The following is a 23,771-nucleotide window of genomic DNA, read 5'->3' as shown; positions in this document are numbered from 1 at the left end:
ACAGGCTGTGCGATCAGCAAAATGATCTCAGCCTGGTTCTGTGCACCTCTGGAGCATCACTTCATCTTATCACGTGTGAAGTTCCAGTTCATAGCAGAATTCTTCCTTTTGTGTATCCTTGAACCATTTCTTTCCGATGGGTCTGAATCCGATTCTTTCTAGAATTCTCTGAGACGGAATATTATCCGGATCCACTACTGCACCTATTTTCTTCATGTTCAGAGATTCTCTGGCATATCTTATACAGGCATCTGCAGCCTCTAGCCCGTATCCTTTTCCCCAATGCGCTTTGGCAAAGTGGTACATCAGCTCCGCATCATACTCTTCCTGCGGTGGATTAAATCCGCAGACACCTAGCACCTCCTGCGTTTCTCTGCGCAGCACAAGATAAGGAGAAAAACCCTTCTCTTTCTGCATGGTGATATAGTACTGCAGACTGCGATGCTCCTGCTCTCTTGTGCCGGCTCCTCCGCAGTATCTCATCACCTCCTCATTCCCCCATATATCCATGAGCGCATCCAGATCGTTCAATGACAAGGTCCGAAGCTCCAGTCTTTTCGTTTTCGTAATGCTCATATCTACCCCTCTTTGTTACCATATCTTTTCCCGTCTTCCTATGAGGCATAGAAAATCCCCATAGAAACAGCTCTGCACCAATTATATCAGATCTGTGTTTCCATGGGGACGCATTTACAGTAAAAACAGTTCTCGATGTTTCAGGTCCTGCTTTAGGTTCGTTCTGTCCTCTACAAAGGAAAGAACCTTCTCTATTTCAGCCATCAGACTTTCTTGCATCAGCTTTTGTGATGCAGCAGATTCGAGTAGAACCTGCTGTTGCAATGGAGTGTTTTTGCTATTATGATTCTCTAAGATATCAGTCGGGTTTTCTATCTGCCGCCTTTACCCTTGCTGCCGGACTGTCCCGGAACCTCACGCTGTGCTTCTTCTGGCATATCAGGAGTCTTCTCCTGCTCATTCTCCTCCGACCCGCTTAGATCGCCCTGATTCTGTATCCTGTTTTCCGCATCAGCGGTTTCTTTCTCTTCTTTCTCTTCTATACTTTCTTCGTCATTTTCCAGATCTTTTTTAGCGCTGTCTTTACGCTCCGCTTTCTCTGCTTCTTTCAGTTCTTTTCTTTCAGCTTTCTCGGATTCCTTCTGAACCTTGTCTTCAGCTTTTTCAGCACGCTTTTCTTCCTGGTCCCAGGATTCTTCTTCCTGATTCTCGGATGTTTCTTCCATTGTCTCTTCCTGGTCAACAGGTTCCGTTTCTTCTTCGTTCTCGGGTTCTTCCGCATCCCTTCCAGCCTTGATTTCCTTCATGATCTCTTTGATGGAAATCTGTGCATAGTCCTTTGCATATTCAGGAGCGATTCCAAGCAGGTTCACGATGATATTGTATTTGCCAGGCGTCATTCCTTCGATTTCTTTTGCAGCCTGAACCATTTCATAGCCGACGATTTTCGAAGTGACTTCCGCCTCGATTCCATTCTCTTCCATTTCCTCTTCCACTGCCTGATCCAGATTTTGTGCAGCAGCCTCTGCCGCTTCTTCGTCTTCCGATATGGTCGAAATCAGCACTTCTCCTCCTTCTTCTTCAAAGTAACCCAATTCACTGATCCGGTTTACAGTTTGTGTAAGCGCTTCTTCCACATTTCTGTTTTTCAGGCTGATTCCTTCAAGCACTTCCTCGCCATCTTCATTGGCAGCTTCAACACCTATGACACGATCAAACCGGTTGACTTCCAGATTGATCCCTGGATTCACATCCACACTCACATAGTATGATGGATCCGCATAGACATAGACCCCACTCCCCATAAGAAGCGCCACTGCAGCTGCTGCTGCCATGGAACCAAGCCTTCGTCTTTCTCTTCTTACTGTTTTCACTTCACTCATGTTCACCACATCTCCCACTTTATATAGTCCGGAATGCATCTTCACGAATATTCCGTCTTCCTGCAGCAGTACAGCTGTTTTATTTTGAATTTCCACTACTGTCGCTTTCATAATGCGCGCTCCTCTTTTAAGTATTTCAGGTATTCTGAGAGAAAGGGATACTCTCCATAAAGTATCTCTACCGCTGCTATTAAGTATTTACGATGACGCTCGAGTATTTTTCGGGGTACCCCTGTATTTTTCACAATTTCTTTTAATGGAAGTTGTTTAGAAGCACGCATTTCCCTGAGCAGTATAGGCTGATTCATCAGATAGTTCACTGCTGCGGCGCAGGCGCTTCGGGTCTTTTTCGCTTTCGGCGAGCAGTCGAGAAGATCCATGAAAGAGAATCCATACGCTTCTAAGACCTCCGTCACCGCTTCAATCTCCAGCTTCAGTGTCTGGTCATTTTCTTCTACTATGGCTTCCTCCTCGATGAAGTCAACCGGAATCTCCACACTGAACCTTCCATTTGCTCGATAATGATCCACCATTCTCTGACGGATGATCCGTTCGGCAAAGAAAAGGAAGCTGCCCTGGTTATAGTCGTATTTCTGTACAGCCTGGGAAAATGCACCTATTGCTACAGACCATTCATCATCGTTCTTGGTCACATATCGTCTGGCGATCTTCGAAGATGTTTTCAGTATGAACCGCTCCTGTCTTTCTATTAAGTTTGAAAACATGTGCTCATCTTCTACAGCTTCTACAGCCATCTGATCGATTTCTCTCACTGTTATTCCCCCCACCTGGATCTGTATTCAGATAAAAAGCAAAGTATTATCTTCTGTTAAAGCTATCGGCTGTTTCAGGTGGAATTATAGCGTGATTTACTTAGTTTCTCCCCCCTTCCTGACCTTCAGATAGACGAATCTGTAGGAGAGAAAGATGAAAACATCTGCAAAAAATGACCTCCACCCAGTACGGTCGAAGGTCATTCTATTTAGAGTCTCATAAGTTTCCATTAATTCACGCATCCCGCTTCATGCCCATCGATTCTGCACTCTTTTAGCGTGACTTCATAACTGTGAATTTTTCACTAGAAGGACAGTACCCCGAAGGCTGCCAGAATGTTTGTAAGGAGGATCAGCAGCGGTATGGATAGAAGCGTTCTGAACAGGAACACTTTTATGACATCCCAGAAGCTGAGACCGATTTTCGTCTTCACCAGAATCATTCCCGTTTCCGACATGAACACCAGCTGTGTGAATGCCAGTACCCCGATGAAGAATCTGGATGCTTCAGATACGGATTCGCTGATGAACAGTGCAGGCAGATACATGTCCGCAAAGCCTGCAAGAGAAGCTGGTGCCATGGATTGTGCCACTTCCCTGCTGTATCCTATGAGTTCATAGAGAACCACCAGCGGCGCACTGATGACACTGAAAAACGGGGTGTATTCCGCGATGACCAGTGACAGCGTACCCACTGCCATGATGACGGGAAGAAAGCCCACATAGATGTTCACGATATTCTTCAGTGATTCCACCAGGACATCAAATATATTGGTATAACCAGCCTGCTGAATGGCAGAATCATATGCGTGCTGAAACAGGGTCTTGCCTTCCGGAATGTCCACGGATACGGGTTTAGCCCCTTCGTAGTACTCAGGTGCAAACTTCTTCAGCGGCATTCTGGATGTGATGAAGGCCAGTATGACTGTGATCAGGGCAATGGAGCCATAAAACACCGGGAAGATATGACCAAACCCGAGTTCTTCCGCCACTGCAGAGGCAAAGGCGATGCCCACAATGGAGAAGGAAGTGGCAATGATATAGGCTTCCCTTCTGTTGTAATAGCCTCTCTGATACTGATTGTCCGTCACCACGATGCCGATGGTTCCATCGCCTACAAAGGAGGCTATGGCATCAATGGTGGAATAACCTGGTACTCTGAACAGCTTGACCACTGCAGGTCCCAGAAGAATTCCGATGAATTCCACGATTCCGAAATGAGTCAGTAAAGGCAGTGCAAGGATGCCCACAAAGAATGTGATGTATAGCGTGGTCAGAAGACCACCTTCTCCCGCCATGAGTCCTCCGGTATTCCCATCCAGAATCATGCCGGAAAAGCCGAAGCCTTCAAACCATCTGTTGACGACCATCAGATACAGAAAGGATCCAGCCACGCGCAGCACGACATTCAGTGGGGATGCCTTGAACACTGAATTGAGAAAGTTGCTGCTGGATGTATAAAACATGAAAAGCAGCGTCGCAAGGAGTACGATCCAGGCCACGACCACTGTGAATGTCATGAAGGGATCAAGAATGTTCCCCGTGACGAAATTCACGATATGGGATATGGCAATTTTACTTTCTCCATTGATGGAAAAAGGCATCAGAAAGAATATGAATCCGAAGATGGACAACAAGATGAACTTCAATTTATTAATCATTACTAACCTCCATTTCTTAAGCAGATTATAAAATAACACATCCTGAAAAGCGATGCAATAGATTTCTGCATATTTCTCTGATACTTTGTATAATTATTCCGACACACCCCACTGCGCCTGCTTTTGCGAACACTACTTGCAAGGATCCGCTTTCATACTACTTCAGGCTGATTACAAGGATGTGAATTTTCACTGAAGGTTCTTGAAATCCTCCGGATGCGAAAAGCGCTGCAGCTGATTTTCAATTTCAGCTGCAGCACTTGGATCCATTCTATACTGTTCTTTTCCTTAAACCATTTCACTGGCCAGATCCCAGATGGTGACCATGCCCAGAAGCTTTTCAAAAGGCTTTCCTTTTTCCGTGATGAACACCACTTCCATTCTCTTGTTGCGGTCTCGGGTCGCTTTCAGCCTTTCTTCCAGATCCGCCACCGTCTCATGGCGGGATGCAAACTGAAACACCTCACTGCGATGGGCTTCAAGCTTGGTGTATTCTTCAATATCCTTCATGATAAGCCCTTTGGTCAGATCCACGGAGCCATGATCTTTAAGATAATCGAAGATGCTCTCTTCTGTGAACACTCCTACCAGTAGATCGTTGTAGAGTACCGGAGCATAATTGTAATTCTCCTTGGCCATGATTCTGATGGCTTTCAGTACATCATATCCAGGTTCCAGTGTATAAAGGTCTCCGGTCTTCACCGCCAGCTTATCCAGTGCTTTAGGCGGATTCATCACTTCCATGAGAATCTTCTCATATATCTTCACCTGTTCCAGATGAGGCTCCGCAATGATCTCCATGCCATTTCTACCGAAATCATGCACAATGGCGTTTCGCAGCTCTCCAAAGGAATGGAGCAGTTCTTTGTGTTTCCGGAATGTGGCGTTTCTTTCTGCCATTCCGTGCACACGATGATAATATGTGGTATTCCGGCTATCATTTCCAAGATTCTGTCTCATATACTCATCCAGCTGATTATACGAGGAGATGAACCGGTCTGCATTGGATCTGGCTTCACTCATTTTCTGCACCTCTTTCAATTCGATTCTTTTCTTTATCATAACATAGAACTTCAGACAATGAGCATCGGAATCTCCCTGGTACTGGAGGCAATGCATCATCAGCCCGATGAATATTTCAGGAAGCACTCCTGATCATCTTTATGAAATCATTCACTTCATGCTTCTTCTCTCTTCTCTGAAGAGATACACAGACAACACGAAAACCCACGACAGCAGGGTGAATATATTGATCCGTTCCAAGAGTCCAGAGACTTCAATCCCCTTCGCCATGGATAGGGGTGTGAGTGCTCCTGATAAGGTGATGATCACAGCGCATAAGAGTATGAATTTACCGATTTTTCGATGCTTCTTCTCTTTCCGAAGTCCATACCCTAAGGAAAAACTGGAAAGAAGGGTGCAGAGAACCACAATGAAAGTCACCACCAGGTGCATCACATTCGTAAAATCTGAGATGGACTCTGAAAGATCCAGTGGAAACAGGGAATATCCGATAAAGGAAGTGATCTGCATGAGGATGAAAAAAAAGGATCCCATCACCGCCGCCTTATGGAGGCTTCTTCTTCTCATGAAGCTGAACAGGTAGAAGGAGAAAACAATCAAAAGCACTGCGTAAATCGTCGAGAGTACCCTCGGAATCTCCGCATTAGGAGACCCCTTCGCTGTCAGCTCGCTGATGGTCTGAGTGATGTGACTATAACCTTCCCAAAGTAACCCTCCAAGGATCACATGTGCCGTATAGAAAAGGACACCTGCCGCTCCTGTCAGTGATATGATCTGCCTGAACCTGTCTTCTTTCTCATTTCTCATTTTCCTCACCCCTATCAAATTTCATTTCATGATGCAGTCCTCTGCTCACAATCATCTCATGCAAAGAAGACATACTATCATTTATCTAGCATTTACCCTCTACATTATAATCAATTGCTTTATTCCAGTAAATATAATTTACTGACATTTCAGAATTTTTTTCGCTATCTTCCCCTACCGTACCGGAATCGGACTTTGAAGCATCATAAAAGCTTCTCTGCGGACAGGACCTGAAATTTCACGCATTTCAAGAATCCTTCCGGAAAGAAGCTTTTCCATTTCACTATTTCTGCTGATTCCCGTGTTATCAGCATTCTTTTCAGGCATTGTGCACTGCGTCTGTCTGGGCTTTTCTCCGCCTGCTAACAGCAGCTTGAATGAGACTTCCCGCTTTTCTCTTTCATGGTGCGGTAGAATCGCTTCAGGTTTTCAGGAAGAACATATTCCTTCACTTCCTCTTTATAAGGCGCAGCACCATATACCTCTTTCAGGATGGCATCCACGATCATCGATTTGGGTGGTACCGTATATTCCTGCCCATTATAGTCCCATAAACGACAATCCACCTCATCCCCGCACAGATCTCCACAGGACTCGCAATAGCTCTCCTTCACTTCCATCTGAATGTCATGACCATTGACCCGAATGGTGGGAGAACTCAGGAACTGATATTTTCTTGCCAGCTCCTCATTTCGTACATGCACTTTACTGACAAGCACTTTTTTCCCAGATGCTTCCAGCACTTTTGAAACATCATAGAACGCCGCATCAAGGACTTCCTCTGTTCCCTGACATCTTGTGCAGACGCTCAGATCAAGATAGAGAAGCTCTATGGCAATCACATTCTCCTGAGGCGCTGAAACTTCTTCTTCCCCGCAGCAGCCAGGTTTACAGCCGCATCCCCCGTTACTCCCTGGAAGGAGCATCTCGGTGGCTACCTGTTCCTCAAGGCCCAGAACCTTATAGACCGCTTCACGGATAGCCTTGGCTGGAATATCTTCATACTCTGCTCCGTCATAGAATACACTTCTGCAGTAGGATTCCTGCTTCAGCAGTGTAGAACAGGAAGCACAGTAATTCTCCGATACACTGATATCCAGTATTTCTTCCATGGGCATCCCATCAAACAGGATGGTATTGGAGTGCATGAGGGCACTGCCATTTAATTTCGTGTCCGTCCATTCGATCTTCACACCTTCTGACTCCAGTTTCCTGTTCAGCCGTTTCACTTCCGCATGGAGATTCTCTCCGGTATCATAGCATCGATCACAGGTCTCCCCGTCAACATCAAGGTGTCTCCATTCAATATTCAAAGTCTTCATTTTATACCTCCCTAAGCCGTCTGTTCAAACTTCTATACTATAAGACGGGGAAGTTCAGAAAAAGACCCGCATCAATCACATTTTCTGCAGATATATTTTTCCTTCTGACTGTCCTTCTTCACAAGCTCTATGATATTGCCCTGGTGGTCCGTTTGGACTTCGCAGCATTCCAGCATGGTTTTCTTGAGCTTTCTTCGCGCTCGCTGCACTCTGTTTTTTGCTCCGGAATAACTCAGACCCCATTTTTCTCCCAGATCATTCTGGGGAACGCCTCTGAAGTCACTCTGAATAAGGGCATCCTTGTACGTATCCGGCAGAAGTTCAGCCATTTCAAGAAGGCAGGCTGCTGTCTCACGGTTGTAGTTGGTTTCTTCAGAAACCGGATCCAGTTTACTTAAGGCTGTTTCCATATCTTCCAGATAGGTCACGCTGTCTTTTCTCCGGTAGAAATCATAAATCACGTTGGTCGCAATGCGATACAGCCAGCTTTCCATATTTTCGACTCCTGCAATCTTTGCTTCAGATTGAATAATCCTGAAACCCACTTCCTGAAAGAGATCTTCCGCTTCAAATGCGTCTGACACTCTACTTCTGATGTATTTCCTGATCTTTGTATCATATAGTCCCCATAATTCTTCCTGTAACAGAACAATCACCTCCTAAAGGACAGATGACTCTGAATAATCCATACTCGTCAGCTGCGCTTAAGTTCGAGCATCATTCATGTCTATTTTCCGACAATCCGGAGTCTTCTGATTAGTACAATTCTAATGATTCGGCTCGTCCATGTCAACAGGTACAAGTTTCTATGAACCTGCTGCGATCATCATGGAGTTCAGTTAAAAGGAGAGATTGCAACTTCTCCTCTGAATTTCGTTTCATGCACTCATAAAGACAGCAGGACAAAAATCCTGCTGTCTTACCATTGCCCGGTTTCAGTGAAATCATCCACCGTTCTTCTGATTGCGTGACTGCTGTTTCTCTTCATAGCTTTGCGTCTGTTCCTGATTTCCAATCGGCTCCTCCGGTTTCTCCTGTTCGTTTTGCTGCATCTGTGTCTGGTTCTGGTTCTGGATTGCTTCCTGTTCCTGGTTCTCCGATCCAGCATCCTTTCCATCAGATTCTTCGTTATTTTTCACCATTATCTGATTCTGTTCTTCATTTTTCATCTGCGTTGTTGTCTGCTGCTGTACTGCTGTGATAGAAGTCTCTTGATTCTGAAGCATTTCCCCTTCTTTCACCTGCTGCCCCTCACAGTCAGGCGCGCAGTCTTCTGCTCTATCCCTCTCCCTAAGCTGATCTTTTTCGTAATCAGGCTCACATTCTTCATTCCTGTCTCTCTCTCTTGCCTGATCTTTTTCATAGTCGGGATCGCAGTCATTATTTCTGTCCTGGTCCCGCACCTGATATTTTTCTTGATCGGGGTCACAGTCCAGCAGTCTGTCTCTGTCTTGCAGTCTTTCCCTATCAAGTGCAGGTTCCTCAGTATCTGACAGCATCATTTCTTTCGCTTCTGTCTTCAGCATCTCCATGTTTTTCAGTTCTGTCTGCATTTCCACACCACTGGTGTTCTCTACTCTGGCTCGCTCAGAAGTGGCTGCAACTGCTGTAAGCGAAGAGACGATGAATATCGCTGCTGTTGCCATGGGTATTATGATTCTTTTTTTCATTTCTATCACTTCTCCTTTCTTCGCTTTCATCATAGAATTGAGTTGTGATAGAAATGTGATAGAAACAGCAAGGAATTGTTAACTCATCTATTATCATTGATCTGGAACCAGAAAACAGTTCCTTCTCCTTGTCTGCTTCTTACCCCATAAGTCGCATGGTGTGCCTCAAAAATGCTCTTCACAATGGATAGACCCAGTCCTGAACCCAGTATCTTTCTTTTCTTGATTCCTTTGGTCCGGTAATATCTCTCCCAGATCATCGGAAGCTCATTTTCCGGAATGCCCATCCCCTGATCACTGATTTCAATCTGAATCACACCTTCATTTTTCATTGCCATGATTTTCACGGTTCCGCCTTCTGGCGAATAATTGATCGCATTTCGCAGCAGATTCTCCACTGCCTGCTGCATAAGTCCATAATCGGCTCTGCCCTGTAAGGGACCAGGCAGATCATATTCGATTCTGATATTGCTCTCTTTAACAAGCAGCTGATACTTATTCACCAGTTTCTGAAGCAGTTCAGCAAAGTCAAATTCCGTAAATTCAGGAAGAACGCCTTCAGAGGTCATTCTCGAATAATCCAGTATATCATTCACCATGAAGCCTAATCTGTCTGCCTCACTGGAAATCACTTCAAGCTGCTTCTCTCTTTTCTCCTTGTTATCTCCCGTGACATCTCGAATGATCTCCGCATATCCCCTTATGACAGAGATGGGCGTCCGAAGTTCATGAGAGACATTCTCCACAAACTCCTTTTTCATCTTCTCGGCTTTTTCCAGCTTTTCAGCCATGACGTTGAATGTCCTGCCCACATTCCCCACTTCATCTCTGCTTTTCATCACCACTCTAGTATCAAGGTCTCCTGCACCAATGGCTTCAGCCGCTTCACTGAGATTCCGCAGAGGTCTTGAAACTGTCACGGCGACAGCAGATGATGCGACTCCTGCCACAAACAGGATGAAGAGAATGGAGAGGAAGATGACAAGAGAAATAAGATCCACGATATTATCAATTTCCGCCAGTGGAAGCGCAACCATCGCTTTATAGGAATTGTTCTGCATGGAAGTGAATGGCACTGAGAAGATCAGCAGTCTGAATCCGTACTTCGGGTGCAGTGTCTCCACAATTGTCGGGTCACCATCATCGACATCTTCCATCATGGTTTCCCTGATTTCTCCTTCCGGAATGAACTGAAATTCATCGAAATTTTCCTCATTTATCAATGGCTCTTGAGTACTTTCCGGTTTGTCTCCCTCTGTTTCCTCGTCTGTAACGGGTATATCCTCGGGGATTTCCTTATCCTGCTGTCTGTTCTCTTCTACTGATCCTTCAAGCGCTCCTTCACCTTGGCCTTCCACGTCTCCCTGATGCGCATCTTCATTCTGACTGCTCTCAGCCGGTTCTTTCTGCCCCTTGTCTTCACCTTGCAGTTCCTCACCTTGACCAGCTCCTGCACCTGAATCTTCGATAGGTGCGCCCTGCAATGCTTCAACTGTATTTCCATCTGTTTCTTTTGTGATTCCCAGCCCATCTTCCCCTTGGAGCGGCTGTATCACTTCTCTGTTATCTCCCAGGTTTTTCATGAATGTCACCTCGTAATCACTCATGACATCCATACTCTCATACTGGGTTCCTGTATTCTCGCCTGTCACATATATGGTTTTCCCATCCTTGTTCACAAGCTCCATACTGAGGTTTCTCCTGTAGGCTAAACCATCCATCCTGAAATAGAGCTCTTCTGCCTGCTCTTCATCAAATCCCTCCGCTATCTGAAGCACATCACCGGTTATGGATTCGGTGAGTCTCTTAAGATACAGATCTTCCAGAAGAAACATCTGGAATCCAAGGATCAGAAAACAAAGCAATAAGACCACAGACATGATACCGATCCATATTTTATGTGAAATCTTCTTCATGGCTATCCCTCCACCAGAAACTTATATCCAGTCCCCCATACAGTAACCAGTAAATCCCTGTAGGGCCCAATGCTTTCTCTGAGCATTTTGATATGGGTATCCACTGTTCTGGTATCCCCCAGATAATCGTAGCCCCATACAGCCTCAAGAATCATCTCTCGGCTGAGTACAACTCCTTTGTTTAGGATCATATACTCCAGTAATTCATATTCCTTTCTTGTAAGTTTCACCTTTTCTCCATCGACTGCGACATTTCTTGACGCGAAATCCACGGAAAATCCTTTATGCATGAATCCGGATAGCTGGGTTTTTGCATCCATCTCCTCATTTCTGCGTAAACCTACTCTCACTCTAGCAAGAAGTTCTTTGGGGCTGAAAGGCTTTACCACATAATCGTCCACACCTAAATCGAACCCTTTCAATCTGTCCTCTTCAGCGCTCATGGCGGATAGAATGATTACAGGAATCGTTGAGATTCTTCTTATTTCTCTCAGCACCTTCCACCCATCCACTTTGGGCAGCATGATATCAAGAATCACAAGATGGAAGTGTTTCTCGGAGAACAGTTTCAGCGCTTCCTCCCCATTGACTGCACCCGTCACCTCCAATCCGGCAGCGCCAAGGTACTCTTGCACAATATCCATAATATCCAGGTCATCTTCCACCAGGAGTATCTCCTGTGCGTCCATAGTCTCCCCTCCCACCTGATCTGATGCCGAGCATCAGCTGAATCTTCCCTCTACGTAAAGCATTGCATTATTTCACATTTTCATCATAGGTCAGAAATGTGATGATACTGTGTGAAAACAAGGAACTTGATGTGAACGAGAAATATTTCAGAAGATTTATATTCATGCGGGATGTATGACTGGAACTGAAAATTAAATGCCCGATTACGCACTCTTCCATCAGGCGCTGTCTGGGATGCCACTGACCAGATCCGACGTCTTCTATTCTAGAGGGGATGAACCTCACGAAAAAAACAGGAACTCCTGAAAAAGCGTAACCTCATCCGCTTCTTTCAAGGGTTCCTGTTTCATGTTCCTCTTTCATTCTGAGATGCAGCTTTACATCTTCATCCCTGCGATGTTCTTTGTGTAGATTTTCAATAGGCTAGAAGAACATCTCTCCTGCCTTATATCCTTCCGGCAGTTCTTCCTCACTTAGAAACTGAACGCTGTCATCTCTAAGGATCGGCAGAAACGCTTCAAATGGTGTTCTTGCAAACTCGCTGACATAATCGCTTGCACCGAACCACTTGCCTTCCTTGCTGCTGAGATTGAGATTTCTCGCAAACTTCGTATGGTTGGAGCAGTCATGGACAGCAAGATCCCAGCCTTCCTCATCCGCGGTCTTCATGAACTTCAGAGTCAGTTCTCTGCTCCAGATGGGAGAAATATAGCCATGTCTTGCGATGTACATGTTCTCACCTTCATAGTTGCCGATGTTGTTTTCATTAAGGTGGAGCTCTGCACAGTTGATGAAGTCCAGTTTCGTATCCAGAATTCTATCCTTCTTCTTCATGAAGGCATCAAAGAACTCCGGTGTCATAGGTGTTTCAATCCCCACATTCTTTATGTACTTCTTTGCGATTCTGATGTTCTCGATGACCTTGTCGGAACAGGCTGCTGCACCCAGATTGAACCTGATTTCATCAAGTCCCGCTTCTCCAAGGGCTTTCAGATTCTCTTCCGTCGCCAGGGTACCGTTGGTGTAGAGATGCTGATAGATCTTCGCTTCTTTGAATCTACCTACTATGGAATAATACTTCTCGATTTCCATGAAAGGCTCCAGGTAGACATAGCAGACTCCTGTAGGTTTTCTGTATGTGGAAAGAAGAAGGTCGATATCCTTCTCGTAGAACTTGGTTCCGCCAATTTCCCACATGCCTTCTCCCACCGGAGGAATGTTGTCCAGTTCTCCGTAGTTATAACAGAACTTGCACTCGATGTTGCACCTGTTGGTCTTTCTGATGGCACTGAGGCCAGTGCCCAGAAGACAGGATTTGCATCCCTTAGGAAACTTTTCATCCTCTCCCACATAGAGCGTCCTTTTCGCAAGATTCTTGAGACCTGGAATCTCATCCATGAGCCTGTTGTTTCTTTCTTCTATGGCTTCCTCGATCTGCGCGAAGGTCGCATAGACGATCTCCTGCTGCCGGATCATAAGCTCTTCTTCTCCTGGCAGCATGGCGAAAAATTCAAACCACTGCAGCGCATCTTTCTTTGATATTTTCATCTGGTCCTCCCATTACTGATACTGAAAATGTGTACTCATCTTCATTCTATCTGTTTCCAGTTTTTCATTTTACGCTCTGGATGATCCGATATGCATGATTCTTGTTCAGGAAGAATCCGGTATCCAGAATTTCATGTGGATCCTTCATTCGTTCCCTCGTCATCCGAAGTCTATACTGATTGTAAGGAGTATCGGAGAAAATATCAAACTAATTATTTTTTCCTTGTCACTTTCTGTGCACTCCGTTATTTTTCTGCCAGAAAATCCACTTCCTCTTTTCGCACCCATTCTTTTCTTCCTTTGCGGGAATCAAACCCTGAGGCGCAGTCCCGGTCCTATTCTCCTATCTAGTTTACAATCATCTGAATCATGAAAAGAGACAGGAAATGCAGCTGCACTTCCTGTCCCTTCTTTCCTTATAAGCTGTTGACCAGCACTGTCTTTCTGTAGGAAGCCGTATGCCCGTAGATCTCCTGCGTGATGGGATTGCTTTTCCTCTTTCTCACCGTGTAGAGCATATAGGCGAAGACACCCAGGTTGAACACAAAGGATGTGACACTTAAAGCCATAAGACCCGCTTCCGTATAGGTGGGCAGAACCTTGAAATAGGATGCCGCCTGGAAATCAACGGACAGACTGAACATGGCATAGAGGGATAGGATCTGCGCTCTATGCTGCAGCCACGCACCTCTTTTGAACACATATTCCGCAATGATGGCTGCAATGAGGATCCCGAACCCCGCATAGAGAGACCGGGTGGAAATGCAGTTGTACACATAGGCGAAGTTCCATAGGGTGTAGCCGATGACATACATCCAGGTCATGTCCGGCCAGATCATGTCTCTGGAGCGGTCCTTGGATACTCTGATTCCCACAAACCCTGTAAGGGTCACGATGGTGAGTATTCCAGCCAGGGCATTGAGTATGTTCCAGGTTCCTCCAAGAACCAGAATTCCCCCTTCATCCACCGTCAATGTCTTATACGTGGCATAGACCTGAAACTCACGATAGACCGCTTCCGCTATGTTGATGGACAGGATGGCTGCCGGGAAATAGGCAGCGAACTTCTTCTCTCCGAGCTTTGTGAATCGGATCAGAAGAAAGCCGTAGACGCCGATGAGCGCAGAGACCACCTTCACCCATCCGAACCAGGTATTGCCCGTGGGTGAGCCCAAGGGTCCGTAGAACACCAGCACCGCAAGCACCACCGGCAATGCGCAGAAAAGCACCACAGACATCATTTTCGATCTTCTTGCGATTTCGTTCAGCAGGAGAAACACACCGATAAACCCGACCAGCGCTGCAAATCCGTCCAGACCCATTCCTTCATACAAAAAACCCATTAAAATTCCCCCTTTTTCAGTAAGCGACGATTTCTTTGATGTTGAATTCCTGTCCTGAGATCAGATGAAACCCATCTGATCCGCAGGAAGGACATATTCTTCTCTGTTCCACCACATTGTATTCTTCCTGGCAGACACGGCATTTTCCCATGGCAGGCAGTGTCAGGATTTCAAGTTTCGTCTCTTCGTAGTCCGTTTCACTGACCGCTGCAGGATAGCATTCCTCAATAAACCTGGGTATGGCCTGGGACAGCTGCCCGATTTCAAGCACGATCTTATCCACTTTCGTCAGCCTGTTTTCAACCGCAAACCGGTCCACCACTCTGATCACCTCATATACGATTCCTAATTCATGCATGGATGCACCTCACCTGCTACCTTGTTTCCACGAAGGGATTGATTCTGTTCAGTGTGATTTTCACTTTTCGTTTCACTGCGTTTTTCAGCACCGCTTTCGGCAGATCATCGATTTCAAAGCCTTTGACGTCATACACCCTTTCAAGACTGATGGCATCGAATCTGCATCGGAGTGTACAGGCACCGCAGCCCACACACAGATACGGATCCACCTTGGTTGCTCCGCAGCCGAGACATCTTGCCGTCTCTTTCCGGATCTGTTCTTCGGTGAGCACACCTCTCAGATCCTTGAAGGTGGTTTTAGAAATTCTACCATCCACATGAAGGGTTCTCTGACGCTCGGTACCATCGTAATCCATGCCTTCCTCCAGGTTCTTCTTGTTCAGCATGATATAGGAGTGATTGTCGCGACCAAAGACCAGAGACTGTCCTTTCTGAACAAAGCGATGGATGGATACCGCCGCTTCCTTTCCAGCTGCGATGGCATCGATGGCAAGTCTAGGTCCGCTGGCCACATCCCCTCCCGCAAAGATGTCCGGCTGTGAGGACTGCAGCGTGGTCGGATCCACCATAATGGTATTTCTGCCCGTCAGCTTCACATCTTCTCCTTCGAAGAGATGCCCATAATGATAGGTCTGACCCACGGACAGGAGCACATGATCGCAGGACACATAAAGCGTCTCCTCTTCATCAAACTGAGGATGGAATCTTCCCTGGTCGTCGAAGGTGCTTGTGCATCGCTTGAATTCAACGCCCGTGACTTTTCCGTTTTCGTGAAGAATCCGGGTGGGTCCCCAGGAGTTGCTGATCTGAATCTCTTCGGAGAGTGCTTCTTCCACTTCTTCTTCATGTGCAGGCATCTCTTTTCTGCTTTCAAGGCAGAACAGCTCCACTTCGCTCACTTCCTTCAGTCGTACAGAGCTTCTTGCCACATCGATGGCTACATTTCCGCCCCCGATGACCACAACTTTTCCCTTCAGGCCGGTTTCCTGAGACAGATTGGTTTTTCTCAGAAAATCCACTCCGCTCATGACTTCTTCGGCTTCTTCTCCCGGAATGCCCAGCATTCTGCCCGATGACGCGCCGATGGCTATGAAGAAAGCATGGAATCCTCTGCGTCTCAGCTCTTCTATGCTGATGTCTTTTCCGACTTCGACACCTGTCTCAAATCGGACTCCCATTTCACGAATGACGTCGATTTCCGCCTCCAGCACATCTTTTTCCAGCCTGTAGGAAGGAATGCCTAAAGTCAGCATCCCGCCGAGTCTCTTCTCCTTCTCGAATACAGTGACATCGTAGCCGTCCAGCGCAAGGTCGTAGGCGCAGGTGAGTCCGGAAGGACCCGAACCGATGATGGCGATTTTCTTGTCGCTGTAATCATGTCTCTTCCCAGGAACAAATCTCGTGTCAGCGCTTAGATCCTTTTCCGCGATGAACTTCTTGATGTCATCCACGGCCACCGCCTCATCGAAGTCCCCTCTTGTGCAGTCCTCCTCACAGAGTCTCGGACAGATGCGTCCGCACACCGCAGGCAGAGGATTGTGCTTTTTGATGAGCTCCAGCGCTTCGGTGTATTTCCCCTGTGAAGCCAGCTTGATGTACCCCTGTACAGGAATATGGGCTGGACATTTGGTGATGCAGGGTGCAGTCCCTGAATCCAGTGTGTTTTTCCGGTTGATTCTGTAATCACTGTTCCACTTGTCTTCCTTCCATTCGGTGTTTCTCGGGGTCACTTTTGTGATCACTTCATCAATCGGTGTCTTGGAACAAAGCTTCTGTCCCAGACGCAGTGCGTTTGTCGGACAGACATCCACGCATTCTCCGCAGGCTACACATCTGCTTTCATCGATGACGGATCTGTAATTGGACCTGACGATGTCGTTGTTCAGGTACTCATTGGCCAGTCTCATGGCATAGCATCCGCATCCGCAGCAGTTGCAGATGGCATGGGTATGCCCTGGAGAATCAAGGTTCGGCAGAGAATGCATGAGTCCGTTGTCCTCCGCTTTTCGGATGATCTCAAAAGCCTCTTCCCTGGTGATTTCCCGCCCTCGTCCTGTCTTGATGTAGTACTCCGCCGCATGGTCCAGCTGAATGCACATGTCTTCTTTCAGATGTCCGCAGCCCTCATGCATGGCTTCACGGGAAGTTCTGCAGGAGCAGTCCGATACGGAAAACATATGGGCTTCCTCCAGATACCTGGAGATTTCCTCATAGGTGGCTCTTTTCGTGTTTCCGTCTATGGAGCGTTCGATGGGCACCACTCTCATGGGTCCACCCCCCACAGGCATGATGCCTGCAGCCATGGGTCCTTTTTTACTGCCGAAGTAGTAGAATGCTTCTGCAACTTCCGGATGCTTTGCCACGATCTCCCTGTTGTTGTTGATCATTTCCAGATGTCCAGGAACAAAAATATCATGCCAGTAAACATCGGTTCCATCCACCGTATTCCAGAACGTGACACCGGTCCAGGCCAGATGCTTCAGCGCTTCCTTCACGTTCTCGAGGGGGTGCCCGCAGGAGGCTGCAATGTCCTGCGCACTCTTTTTCTCCCTGAAGGACACATGCATGGCCACTTCCGCCTGAAACGGCGTCAGAATCGATGCCAGGGCATAGTACTCCGGTCCGAAGGGAATGGCCTCGCGGCTGGTTCCCGCTTTGGTTCTACCGATTTTGTTGGCCAGATCCAGTATTTCCTGTCTGTAGGCTCTGCCGTCCACATCCGCCCAGTTCAGGGCGAACTGGAACCGTTCTGATTTGTTGAAGTTTGTCTTTTCCGTCTTTTTCGTCATCAGTTTTCTCCTTTCATCTGCTGCTTCACCCAGGTTGTCCATTCCTTTATGCCTTCACCGGTCTTTGATGAGATGGGAAAGATCCTGATATCCGGATTCAGTTCCCGCACCCTTGTCTCCAGCACGGACAGATCGAAGTCGAAATAGGGCATGGTATCGATTTTGCTGATGAGCAGCGCATCCACCTTGGCGAAGATCATAGGATACTTCAGCGGCTTGTCATCCCCTTCTGGTACGCTCAGAATGGCGATGTTTCTCATGGCCCCCGTATCGTATCCCACCGGACAGATGAGATTCCCTATGTTCTCCAGAAACAGCAGATCCAGATCTTCTATGCCGATTTCATCTACGCCTGCCCTGGCCATGGTGGCATCAATGTGGCATAAGCCCCCTGTATGCATCTGCACCGCCTTTGCTCCGGCATTCTGAACGGTTCTTGCATCCACATCGGAATCCACATCCGCTTCGATGACACCGATGTTCATCTCGTCTTTCAGCGCCTTTATGGTTGCAACCAGTGTAGTGGTCTTTCCGCTGCCTGGTGAAGACATGACATTGATCATGTATGCCTTCTTCTCCCGAAGCGCCGCTCTTGTTTCATCCGCCACCATCTTATTGTCTTCATGAATATTCTTCCTGATGGAGAACACTTTCAGTTCATTCATAAACTCACCCCTATCCTTATTTCAGGTTGATTATATCAATGCCTTTCAGGTGCCACAATAGAGCGGATTGTCTGAAATTTAACACAAAAAATACTTTAGCGAAGTGTGTACACCCTCTCTCTGTTTCTTTCATCAGGCCGCTCCAGAGGGAGATGTAAACAGTTTGCCAAAGTAAAATATTTTTCATCAATTGTAATACCTACACCTGTATGTTAAAATTTTAATTATATTCGCATGATAAGAAATGGCAGGTGATGAAAATGGATGCAAAGAAGAAATACGAAATTCTCACAGAAGGTCAGAAGGAAGGCGTTTCTCTCACATGCCGCACATACGGCATATCAAGAACGCTCTATTACCGATGGCTTAGCCGCTATAAAGCTAACGGCATGAAAGGTCTTCAGACAGGCAGAATGGCCAAGGCTCCCGCCAACCTCACCGATGAAGAGACATCAGATCAGGTTCTTGGCCTCATCAGAAGCTACCCTTCCTATGGACCAAGAGAAATCTGCTACCTTCTGGAGGACTACGGAAAGAAGATCAGTGAATCCTGTGTCTATAACATCATGAGAAGACATGGACTCTCCACCAGAGAAAAACGCTTGCGCTTCGCGAAGAAGAAATCCGGTCCGCTTCTTTTCAGTCTGCCCCCTCTTCATTCACTGAAAAGCGGTGAGTGTCTTCTATTCTTTCTGACACCCTGCGCCAGCCACAAGGAGACCGGCATGGTCTATGCTTATACACTCATGGATTATAAAAGCAGAATCGCCTGCACAAGATTATACACTGAACTTTCCGTCTCCTGTTTCATCGATCTTCTCACCGCAGCTGCAGTTCCTGTGGCCCACAGCCTGGATCTCCGTCCAAAGTATCTTTGCTTTTCTGAAGGAAAGGCGCTGTACGAAAAGAACCGCCATGACTTCTCAAGCGGAATTCATGAAATACTCCAGTCCAGCGGATTTGATATGACGCTTTTCTTTCTGGAAGAGGATGATCTTCTGAATTCGGATTTCAAGACGCTTAAAAATGAGTATTACAGAGTATGTCTGGCTTCCATGATGCCGCTCTTTCTTTCAGATGAACCCCTTGACCAGATCAAGCTCCATCTGCAGAGAAGAATCAGAAGCTACAACATTCAACTGAAAATAAGCTATGAAGGGCTTGTGATGTCGCCCACGGAATATCACAGTCATGTCACAGGCAGCAGCCGGATTCTGCCACTTTGGGCCTACATTGACCGGATCTATTAAGGGGAGGTAAACGAGTATGCATGTAGCCATCATCGGAGGAGGATTCAGCGGCCTTACAGCTGCCTATCTTCTGGAGAAGAAAGGAATCAGTGTGACAGTCTATGAAAAGGAAGCCAGCCTTGGTGGACACTGTCAGACAGTAAAACAGAAAGCCCTCCCTGTGGAGATGGGTACCGCTTTCTGTTTCAGCGAATCGATCCAGGAGCTGCTCCTTTCCCTGAATGTTCCTTATACAGAGCGGTTCACCTATCGTCATTTCCTGGATGAGAACCATCAGAAGACAGAACACCTTTCCCCTATGGAGGTTCCACTGCTTCTGGAAGAGCTTGAGCGGCTGAAAAGCATCCTGGCGTCCTACTTCATCCCAGCAGAAAGCACGGATTATTTCATATCGAAAGAGCTGATGATTCCTCTGGGGGAATTTCTTAGAAATCATAACCTGAAGTACATAAGCGCGGTCATGACGCCCTATCTTTCTTCCTACGGCTTCGGAAACAGTGAAGAAATCATGGCATATTACGCTTTCAACATACTGAATCTTACCACCATCCATTCCTTCATCAGGGGAGACAAGCTCCTCTTCATAAATGAGGGGGTATCAGAGATCATCCGAAAACTCAGCGAGCAGATCAGTGACATCCGCTACAATGCGGATGTCAGAGAGATTCTGCCCGGGAACGGAAAAGTAAAGATCACCACTGCCTATGAGGAGACGGACTATGACAAAGTGCTTCTTGCGGCAATGCTTCCGCCTGACATCCTGAAAGACGGTTTTCTCAGCGACTTCATGAATAAACTGGAGTGCAATCCCTATGTGAGCTGTGCCTATGAAGTGGCAGATCGAAACATCGCCACCACCTACTACCGGTGCAACTTCGATGAAAAAGAACGGATTCAGTTCTTTCATACTCATAAAGAGAAAGATAAGACCGTGATTGTGGCCTATGCCTACGGGAATCTTCATGATGCGCTGATCAAAGGCATCACCGAAGACATCCGAAAATCAGGTGTGAAGATCCGGCACCTGATCACCGCCAGACAGTGGCAGATCTTCCCGCACATCAGTCCGCAGCATCAGAAGGAAGATCTGTATGGAGAACTGAAAGCATACCAGAAGACATCGGATATCCACTTCATCGGATCCCTCGTGTCGAAGCCGGCTCTCTCCAGTCTGTATGCTTCAGTGAAGAAATTCGTGAACGAAACATTTTAAGAAAGTCCATAGAAACTCCATTCTGCATCGACAGCAAATAAGGCTCCTGAAACTGATTCATGAACCAGTTTCAGGAGCCCTATGTTTTTCATAGCTTTTTCAAAATCAGGACAACATCAATAATTCTGTCCTTTTTACGTGGATCAGGTCATGCTGAACTCCGTACCGGAGATCTTCTGATCAAACATCTTCTTTGCCACACTTGCAAGATGTGCCCCAGCTTCAGAAGGATTGATGCCGTTTTCGTGGATATTGGATATCACATTTCTTCCTGCTTCTGACATCCCCACTTTTCCCTTATAAGTCATATATGCACTCATAGAAGTATACGTGGACAGTCCGGGCCTTTCCCCTATGAGCATGATTGTGACCTTCGGGTCAAGAATCTCTGTGATCACGTCCATGGAGGGGACTCTCGCATATTTGACGTAGATCGGTGTACCCGCTGAAAGACCTTCTATCTTGAGGCCCTGCATGAGAGACGCAAAGAGATCATTTGTATTATAGGCCATAGCGGTACTGGATAATCCCTCTGATAGTATGATCTGCACATCCGCATTCTTCTTGCAGTTGTCCGCGATCTTCTTCTTCATCTCATCGGTGAAGAGTCTGCCTAGATCTGGTCTGGACAGATATTCATCCTTATCGATACATCGTGTCTGAGTCATGAACATACCGTTTTCTTCCGCCAGATCCTCTGGCGCCTCAGAAAGCGCCGCATCGTATGCTCCGGCATGATCCACCAGCATCCTCAGATAAGCACTTGTCTTATATCTGGGGCCGCTTCTGCCCAAACCCATTCTTGCATCCGTTTTCTTCTTGATGCGAAGAAACTCAGCCGCGTTTGCCGGATTCTCAATGCCAAGATACAGTCTGTAGTCATCCTGCCTGATATCCGGAATCATATCCTCATCCGATGAAACTTTTCCATGACTGGTGTTTTCTTGTTTTCTGCTCTCTTTCAGACTTCCGTTTTCTTTACCTGCAGTTTTCTCTTTGTTTTCAACATTATTATCGTCGCTTTCCTTGATCGAACTTAAAACCCGCTCAATGATCACTCTGATCTGTTCATCATTCATTCTGATTTCCCCCTATGCTTATAAGAAAATGGATCCGTCACCGGCCAATGGCGTCAGCTTTCCGTTCTCATCCATGAGTCCCTTCTTCATCATCCATTTATGAAATTCCGGCGCAGGTTTTCTGTTCATCAGCTCACGCAGACAGGCATCATCATGAAAACTGGTGTCCTGATACGCAAGCATCACATCATCCCCCTGGGGAATGCCCATGAAGAAATTCGCACCTGCCATGGTCAGTAGCATGGTTCCGATCTGCTGATCGTCCATATTGATCGGTGTATGGTTCGTAAAGCAGGGAGCCATTCCCATGGGCAGTCCCATGAGTTTCCCCATGAAGTGGTCTTCCAGGTTGCCTCGGATCATTTCCTTTCCATCATAAATGGTCTCGGGACCGATGAATCCGGTGACATTATTGACCATGAAAGGATCGAAATATCTGGCGAAACCATAGGTTCTGGCCTCCAGCGTCATCTCATCCACGCCTTCGTCCGCATTGACCGATACCTCTGATCCTTGTCCGGTCTCGAAATAGAGCAGATTCGGACCCGAACTGATTCCATTCTCATAGGCTACCTGATAGGCTTCGTGAATCAGTTTCTTCGTGACACCGAAATTGTCGTTGGTCTTTTCCGTGCCCGCAATGGACTGGAAAATCATGGACAACGGTGTTCCTTTTCTCATAGCCGCCATTTGGGTGGTGATATGGGAAAGAACGGTAATCTGGGTAGGAATTTCATGTTTCATGACAAATTCGTAGAGCTTCTGGGCAATACGATTGGTACTCTCATAGTTGTCTTCCACCGGATTGATGCCGATGCACGCATCTCCGGAGCCGAAGGAGATGCCCTCCATGACCCCCATGATGATGGTTTCCGGATTGTCCGTGGTGCTGTTTGCCTGAATTCGGAAGGAAAGGGTCCCCGGATGTCCGATCTCCGTGTTGCAGCGGGTGATCTTATGAATCTTGCTTGCACCATAGACCAGGTCCATGCTGCTCATGATTTTAGCCACCGCAGCGGCCACCTCACCACTGATGCCTCGGGACATTCTTTTCAGATCTTCATTGGTGGTTCTGTGATCCAGAATATATTCTCTGAGTTCTCCGATGGTGGTGTTTCTTATACGCTCGTAGGTCTTCTTGTTCATGCCGTCCAGATTCACTCTGGTGACTTCATCTTTCTCATAGGGCACTGTGGGGTTTTCCACCAGGTCTCCTATGGTCATTTCAGACAGAACGATTTTCGCCGCAACTCTTTCGGTTTCATCATTGGCGGCGATTTTCTGAAGACGGTCTCCAGACTTCGGTTCGTTGGCTTTGGCAAGTACATCCTTGATATCTCTGAATTGGTGAACATTTCCATTAATGACTGTTTTCAGTTTCATAAGCTACTCCTTGTATGATGTATTCAATCTGACTGCTTTCTATCATCACATTTGACTGACCAGTCTCATCAGCATCCGCATCCTCTCAAACGGAACGCATTGCCTAGAACCGTGCATACTCCATCCATTCCTCTTATGCACCTGTGAACCCCCCCTCTTCTTTTTCTGAACATGAAATATGTCCTAATGATACTTTCAGTCTCCACTTGCATGATATTTCCCCTTGGTTTAGCAAGGAAAGAATCTCAAAAAAAACTCATAGAATCAATATTCTATGAGCTGCTTAGTACAAATATGTCATTTCCTATACTATGTGACATCATTGTATCAATTGTTGAATTTTCTGTCAATTAATATGTAAAGGTATTCATCTATTTCCGA

The 23,771-nt window shown here is 46.6% G+C and carries 20 protein-coding genes; 2 read left to right on the top strand and 18 right to left on the bottom strand.

Annotated features, from left to right (window positions below):
* Positions 1 to 69: 69 nt before the first annotated feature.
* The 16 genes from ACHAL6_RS12075 to hypB form a co-directional block, all read right to left on the bottom strand.
* Positions 70 to 576, bottom strand: a complete 507-nt coding sequence (locus tag ACHAL6_RS12075; RefSeq protein ID WP_395270925.1) for a GNAT family N-acetyltransferase — start codon at positions 574 to 576, stop codon at positions 70 to 72.
* 311 nt (positions 577 to 887) lie between these two features.
* A complete protein-coding gene (locus tag ACHAL6_RS12070; RefSeq protein WP_395270924.1) occupies positions 888 to 2,009 on the bottom strand; it encodes a hypothetical protein in 1,122 nt (373 codons plus the stop codon).
* Positions 2,006 to 2,671, bottom strand: a complete 666-nt coding sequence (locus tag ACHAL6_RS12065) for a sigma factor (RefSeq protein WP_395270923.1) — start codon at positions 2,669 to 2,671, stop codon at positions 2,006 to 2,008. The genes ACHAL6_RS12070 and ACHAL6_RS12065 overlap by 4 nt, the downstream gene beginning before the upstream one ends.
* 305 nt (positions 2,672 to 2,976) lie before the next feature.
* Positions 2,977 to 4,332: a YjiH family protein gene (locus ACHAL6_RS12060; RefSeq protein ID WP_395270922.1), complete on the bottom strand. Its 1,356-nt coding sequence runs from the start codon at positions 4,330 to 4,332 to the stop codon at positions 2,977 to 2,979.
* 288 nt (positions 4,333 to 4,620) lie between these two features.
* On the bottom strand, positions 4,621 to 5,355 hold the full coding sequence (locus tag ACHAL6_RS12055) for a CBS domain-containing protein (protein ID WP_395270921.1): 735 nt from the start codon (positions 5,353 to 5,355) through the stop codon (positions 4,621 to 4,623).
* A gap of 150 nt (positions 5,356 to 5,505) precedes the next feature.
* A complete protein-coding gene (locus ACHAL6_RS12050) occupies positions 5,506 to 6,162 on the bottom strand; it encodes a DUF998 domain-containing protein (protein ID WP_395270920.1) in 657 nt (218 codons plus the stop codon).
* 362 nt (positions 6,163 to 6,524) lie between these two features.
* Complete coding sequence (locus ACHAL6_RS12045; RefSeq protein ID WP_395270919.1) at positions 6,525 to 7,484, bottom strand: DUF2703 domain-containing protein; 960 nt, start codon at positions 7,482 to 7,484, stop codon at positions 6,525 to 6,527.
* Between the two features lie 71 nt (positions 7,485 to 7,555).
* Complete coding sequence (locus tag ACHAL6_RS12040; protein WP_395270918.1) at positions 7,556 to 8,140, bottom strand: sigma-70 family RNA polymerase sigma factor; 585 nt, start codon at positions 8,138 to 8,140, stop codon at positions 7,556 to 7,558.
* Between the two features lie 288 nt (positions 8,141 to 8,428).
* Positions 8,429 to 9,154, bottom strand: coding sequence for a hypothetical protein (locus ACHAL6_RS12035; RefSeq protein ID WP_395270917.1), 726 nt, complete (start codon positions 9,152 to 9,154; stop codon positions 8,429 to 8,431).
* Between the two features lie 83 nt (positions 9,155 to 9,237).
* Positions 9,238 to 11,070, bottom strand: a complete 1,833-nt coding sequence (locus ACHAL6_RS12030) for an ATP-binding protein (RefSeq protein WP_395270916.1) — start codon at positions 11,068 to 11,070, stop codon at positions 9,238 to 9,240.
* 2 nt (positions 11,071 to 11,072) lie between these two features.
* Entirely contained in the window at positions 11,073 to 11,759 is a 687-nt protein-coding gene (locus tag ACHAL6_RS12025) for a response regulator transcription factor (protein ID WP_395270915.1), read from the bottom strand.
* 424 nt (positions 11,760 to 12,183) lie between these two features.
* Positions 12,184 to 13,308: a radical SAM protein gene (locus ACHAL6_RS12020; protein WP_395270914.1), complete on the bottom strand. Its 1,125-nt coding sequence runs from the start codon at positions 13,306 to 13,308 to the stop codon at positions 12,184 to 12,186.
* Between the two features lie 416 nt (positions 13,309 to 13,724).
* Positions 13,725 to 14,651 (bottom strand): DUF5692 family protein, encoded by a 927-nt coding sequence (locus tag ACHAL6_RS12015; RefSeq protein WP_395270913.1) that lies wholly within the window; start codon positions 14,649 to 14,651, stop codon positions 13,725 to 13,727.
* Between the two features lie 16 nt (positions 14,652 to 14,667).
* A complete protein-coding gene (locus ACHAL6_RS12010; RefSeq protein WP_395270912.1) occupies positions 14,668 to 15,009 on the bottom strand; it encodes a hydrogenase maturation nickel metallochaperone HypA in 342 nt (113 codons plus the stop codon).
* A gap of 16 nt (positions 15,010 to 15,025) precedes the next feature.
* Positions 15,026 to 17,800 (bottom strand): FAD-dependent oxidoreductase, encoded by a 2,775-nt coding sequence (locus ACHAL6_RS12005; protein WP_395270911.1) that lies wholly within the window; start codon positions 17,798 to 17,800, stop codon positions 15,026 to 15,028.
* Positions 17,800 to 18,465: a hydrogenase nickel incorporation protein HypB gene (gene hypB / locus ACHAL6_RS12000; RefSeq protein ID WP_395270910.1), complete on the bottom strand. Its 666-nt coding sequence runs from the start codon at positions 18,463 to 18,465 to the stop codon at positions 17,800 to 17,802. Before hypB ends, ACHAL6_RS12005 begins: the two co-directional genes overlap by 1 nt.
* 260 nt (positions 18,466 to 18,725) lie before the next feature.
* Between hypB and ACHAL6_RS11995 the strand changes: the two genes are divergently transcribed.
* Complete coding sequence (locus ACHAL6_RS11995) at positions 18,726 to 19,715, top strand: helix-turn-helix domain-containing protein (RefSeq protein WP_395270909.1); 990 nt, start codon at positions 18,726 to 18,728, stop codon at positions 19,713 to 19,715.
* A 16-nt stretch (positions 19,716 to 19,731) separates the two neighbouring features.
* Positions 19,732 to 20,928 (top strand): FAD-dependent oxidoreductase, encoded by a 1,197-nt coding sequence (locus ACHAL6_RS11990; RefSeq protein WP_395270908.1) that lies wholly within the window; start codon positions 19,732 to 19,734, stop codon positions 20,926 to 20,928.
* A gap of 143 nt (positions 20,929 to 21,071) precedes the next feature.
* Here the strand turns inward: ACHAL6_RS11990 and eutC are convergent, their stop codons facing one another.
* On the bottom strand, positions 21,072 to 22,007 hold the full coding sequence (gene eutC, locus ACHAL6_RS11985; protein WP_395270907.1) for an ethanolamine ammonia-lyase subunit EutC: 936 nt from the start codon (positions 22,005 to 22,007) through the stop codon (positions 21,072 to 21,074).
* An 18-nt stretch (positions 22,008 to 22,025) separates the two neighbouring features.
* Entirely contained in the window at positions 22,026 to 23,390 is a 1,365-nt protein-coding gene (gene eutB, locus ACHAL6_RS11980; RefSeq protein WP_395270906.1) for an ethanolamine ammonia-lyase subunit EutB, read from the bottom strand.
* Positions 23,391 to 23,771: the final 381 nt, after the last annotated feature.

It is taken from the genome of Proteiniclasticum sp. C24MP, from assembly GCF_043951855.1.
GTDB lineage: Bacteria > Bacillota > Clostridia > Clostridiales > Clostridiaceae > Proteiniclasticum.
The sequence above is the reverse complement of the archived record's forward strand: the minus strand, read 5'-3'. Positions and strand labels throughout refer to the sequence as shown.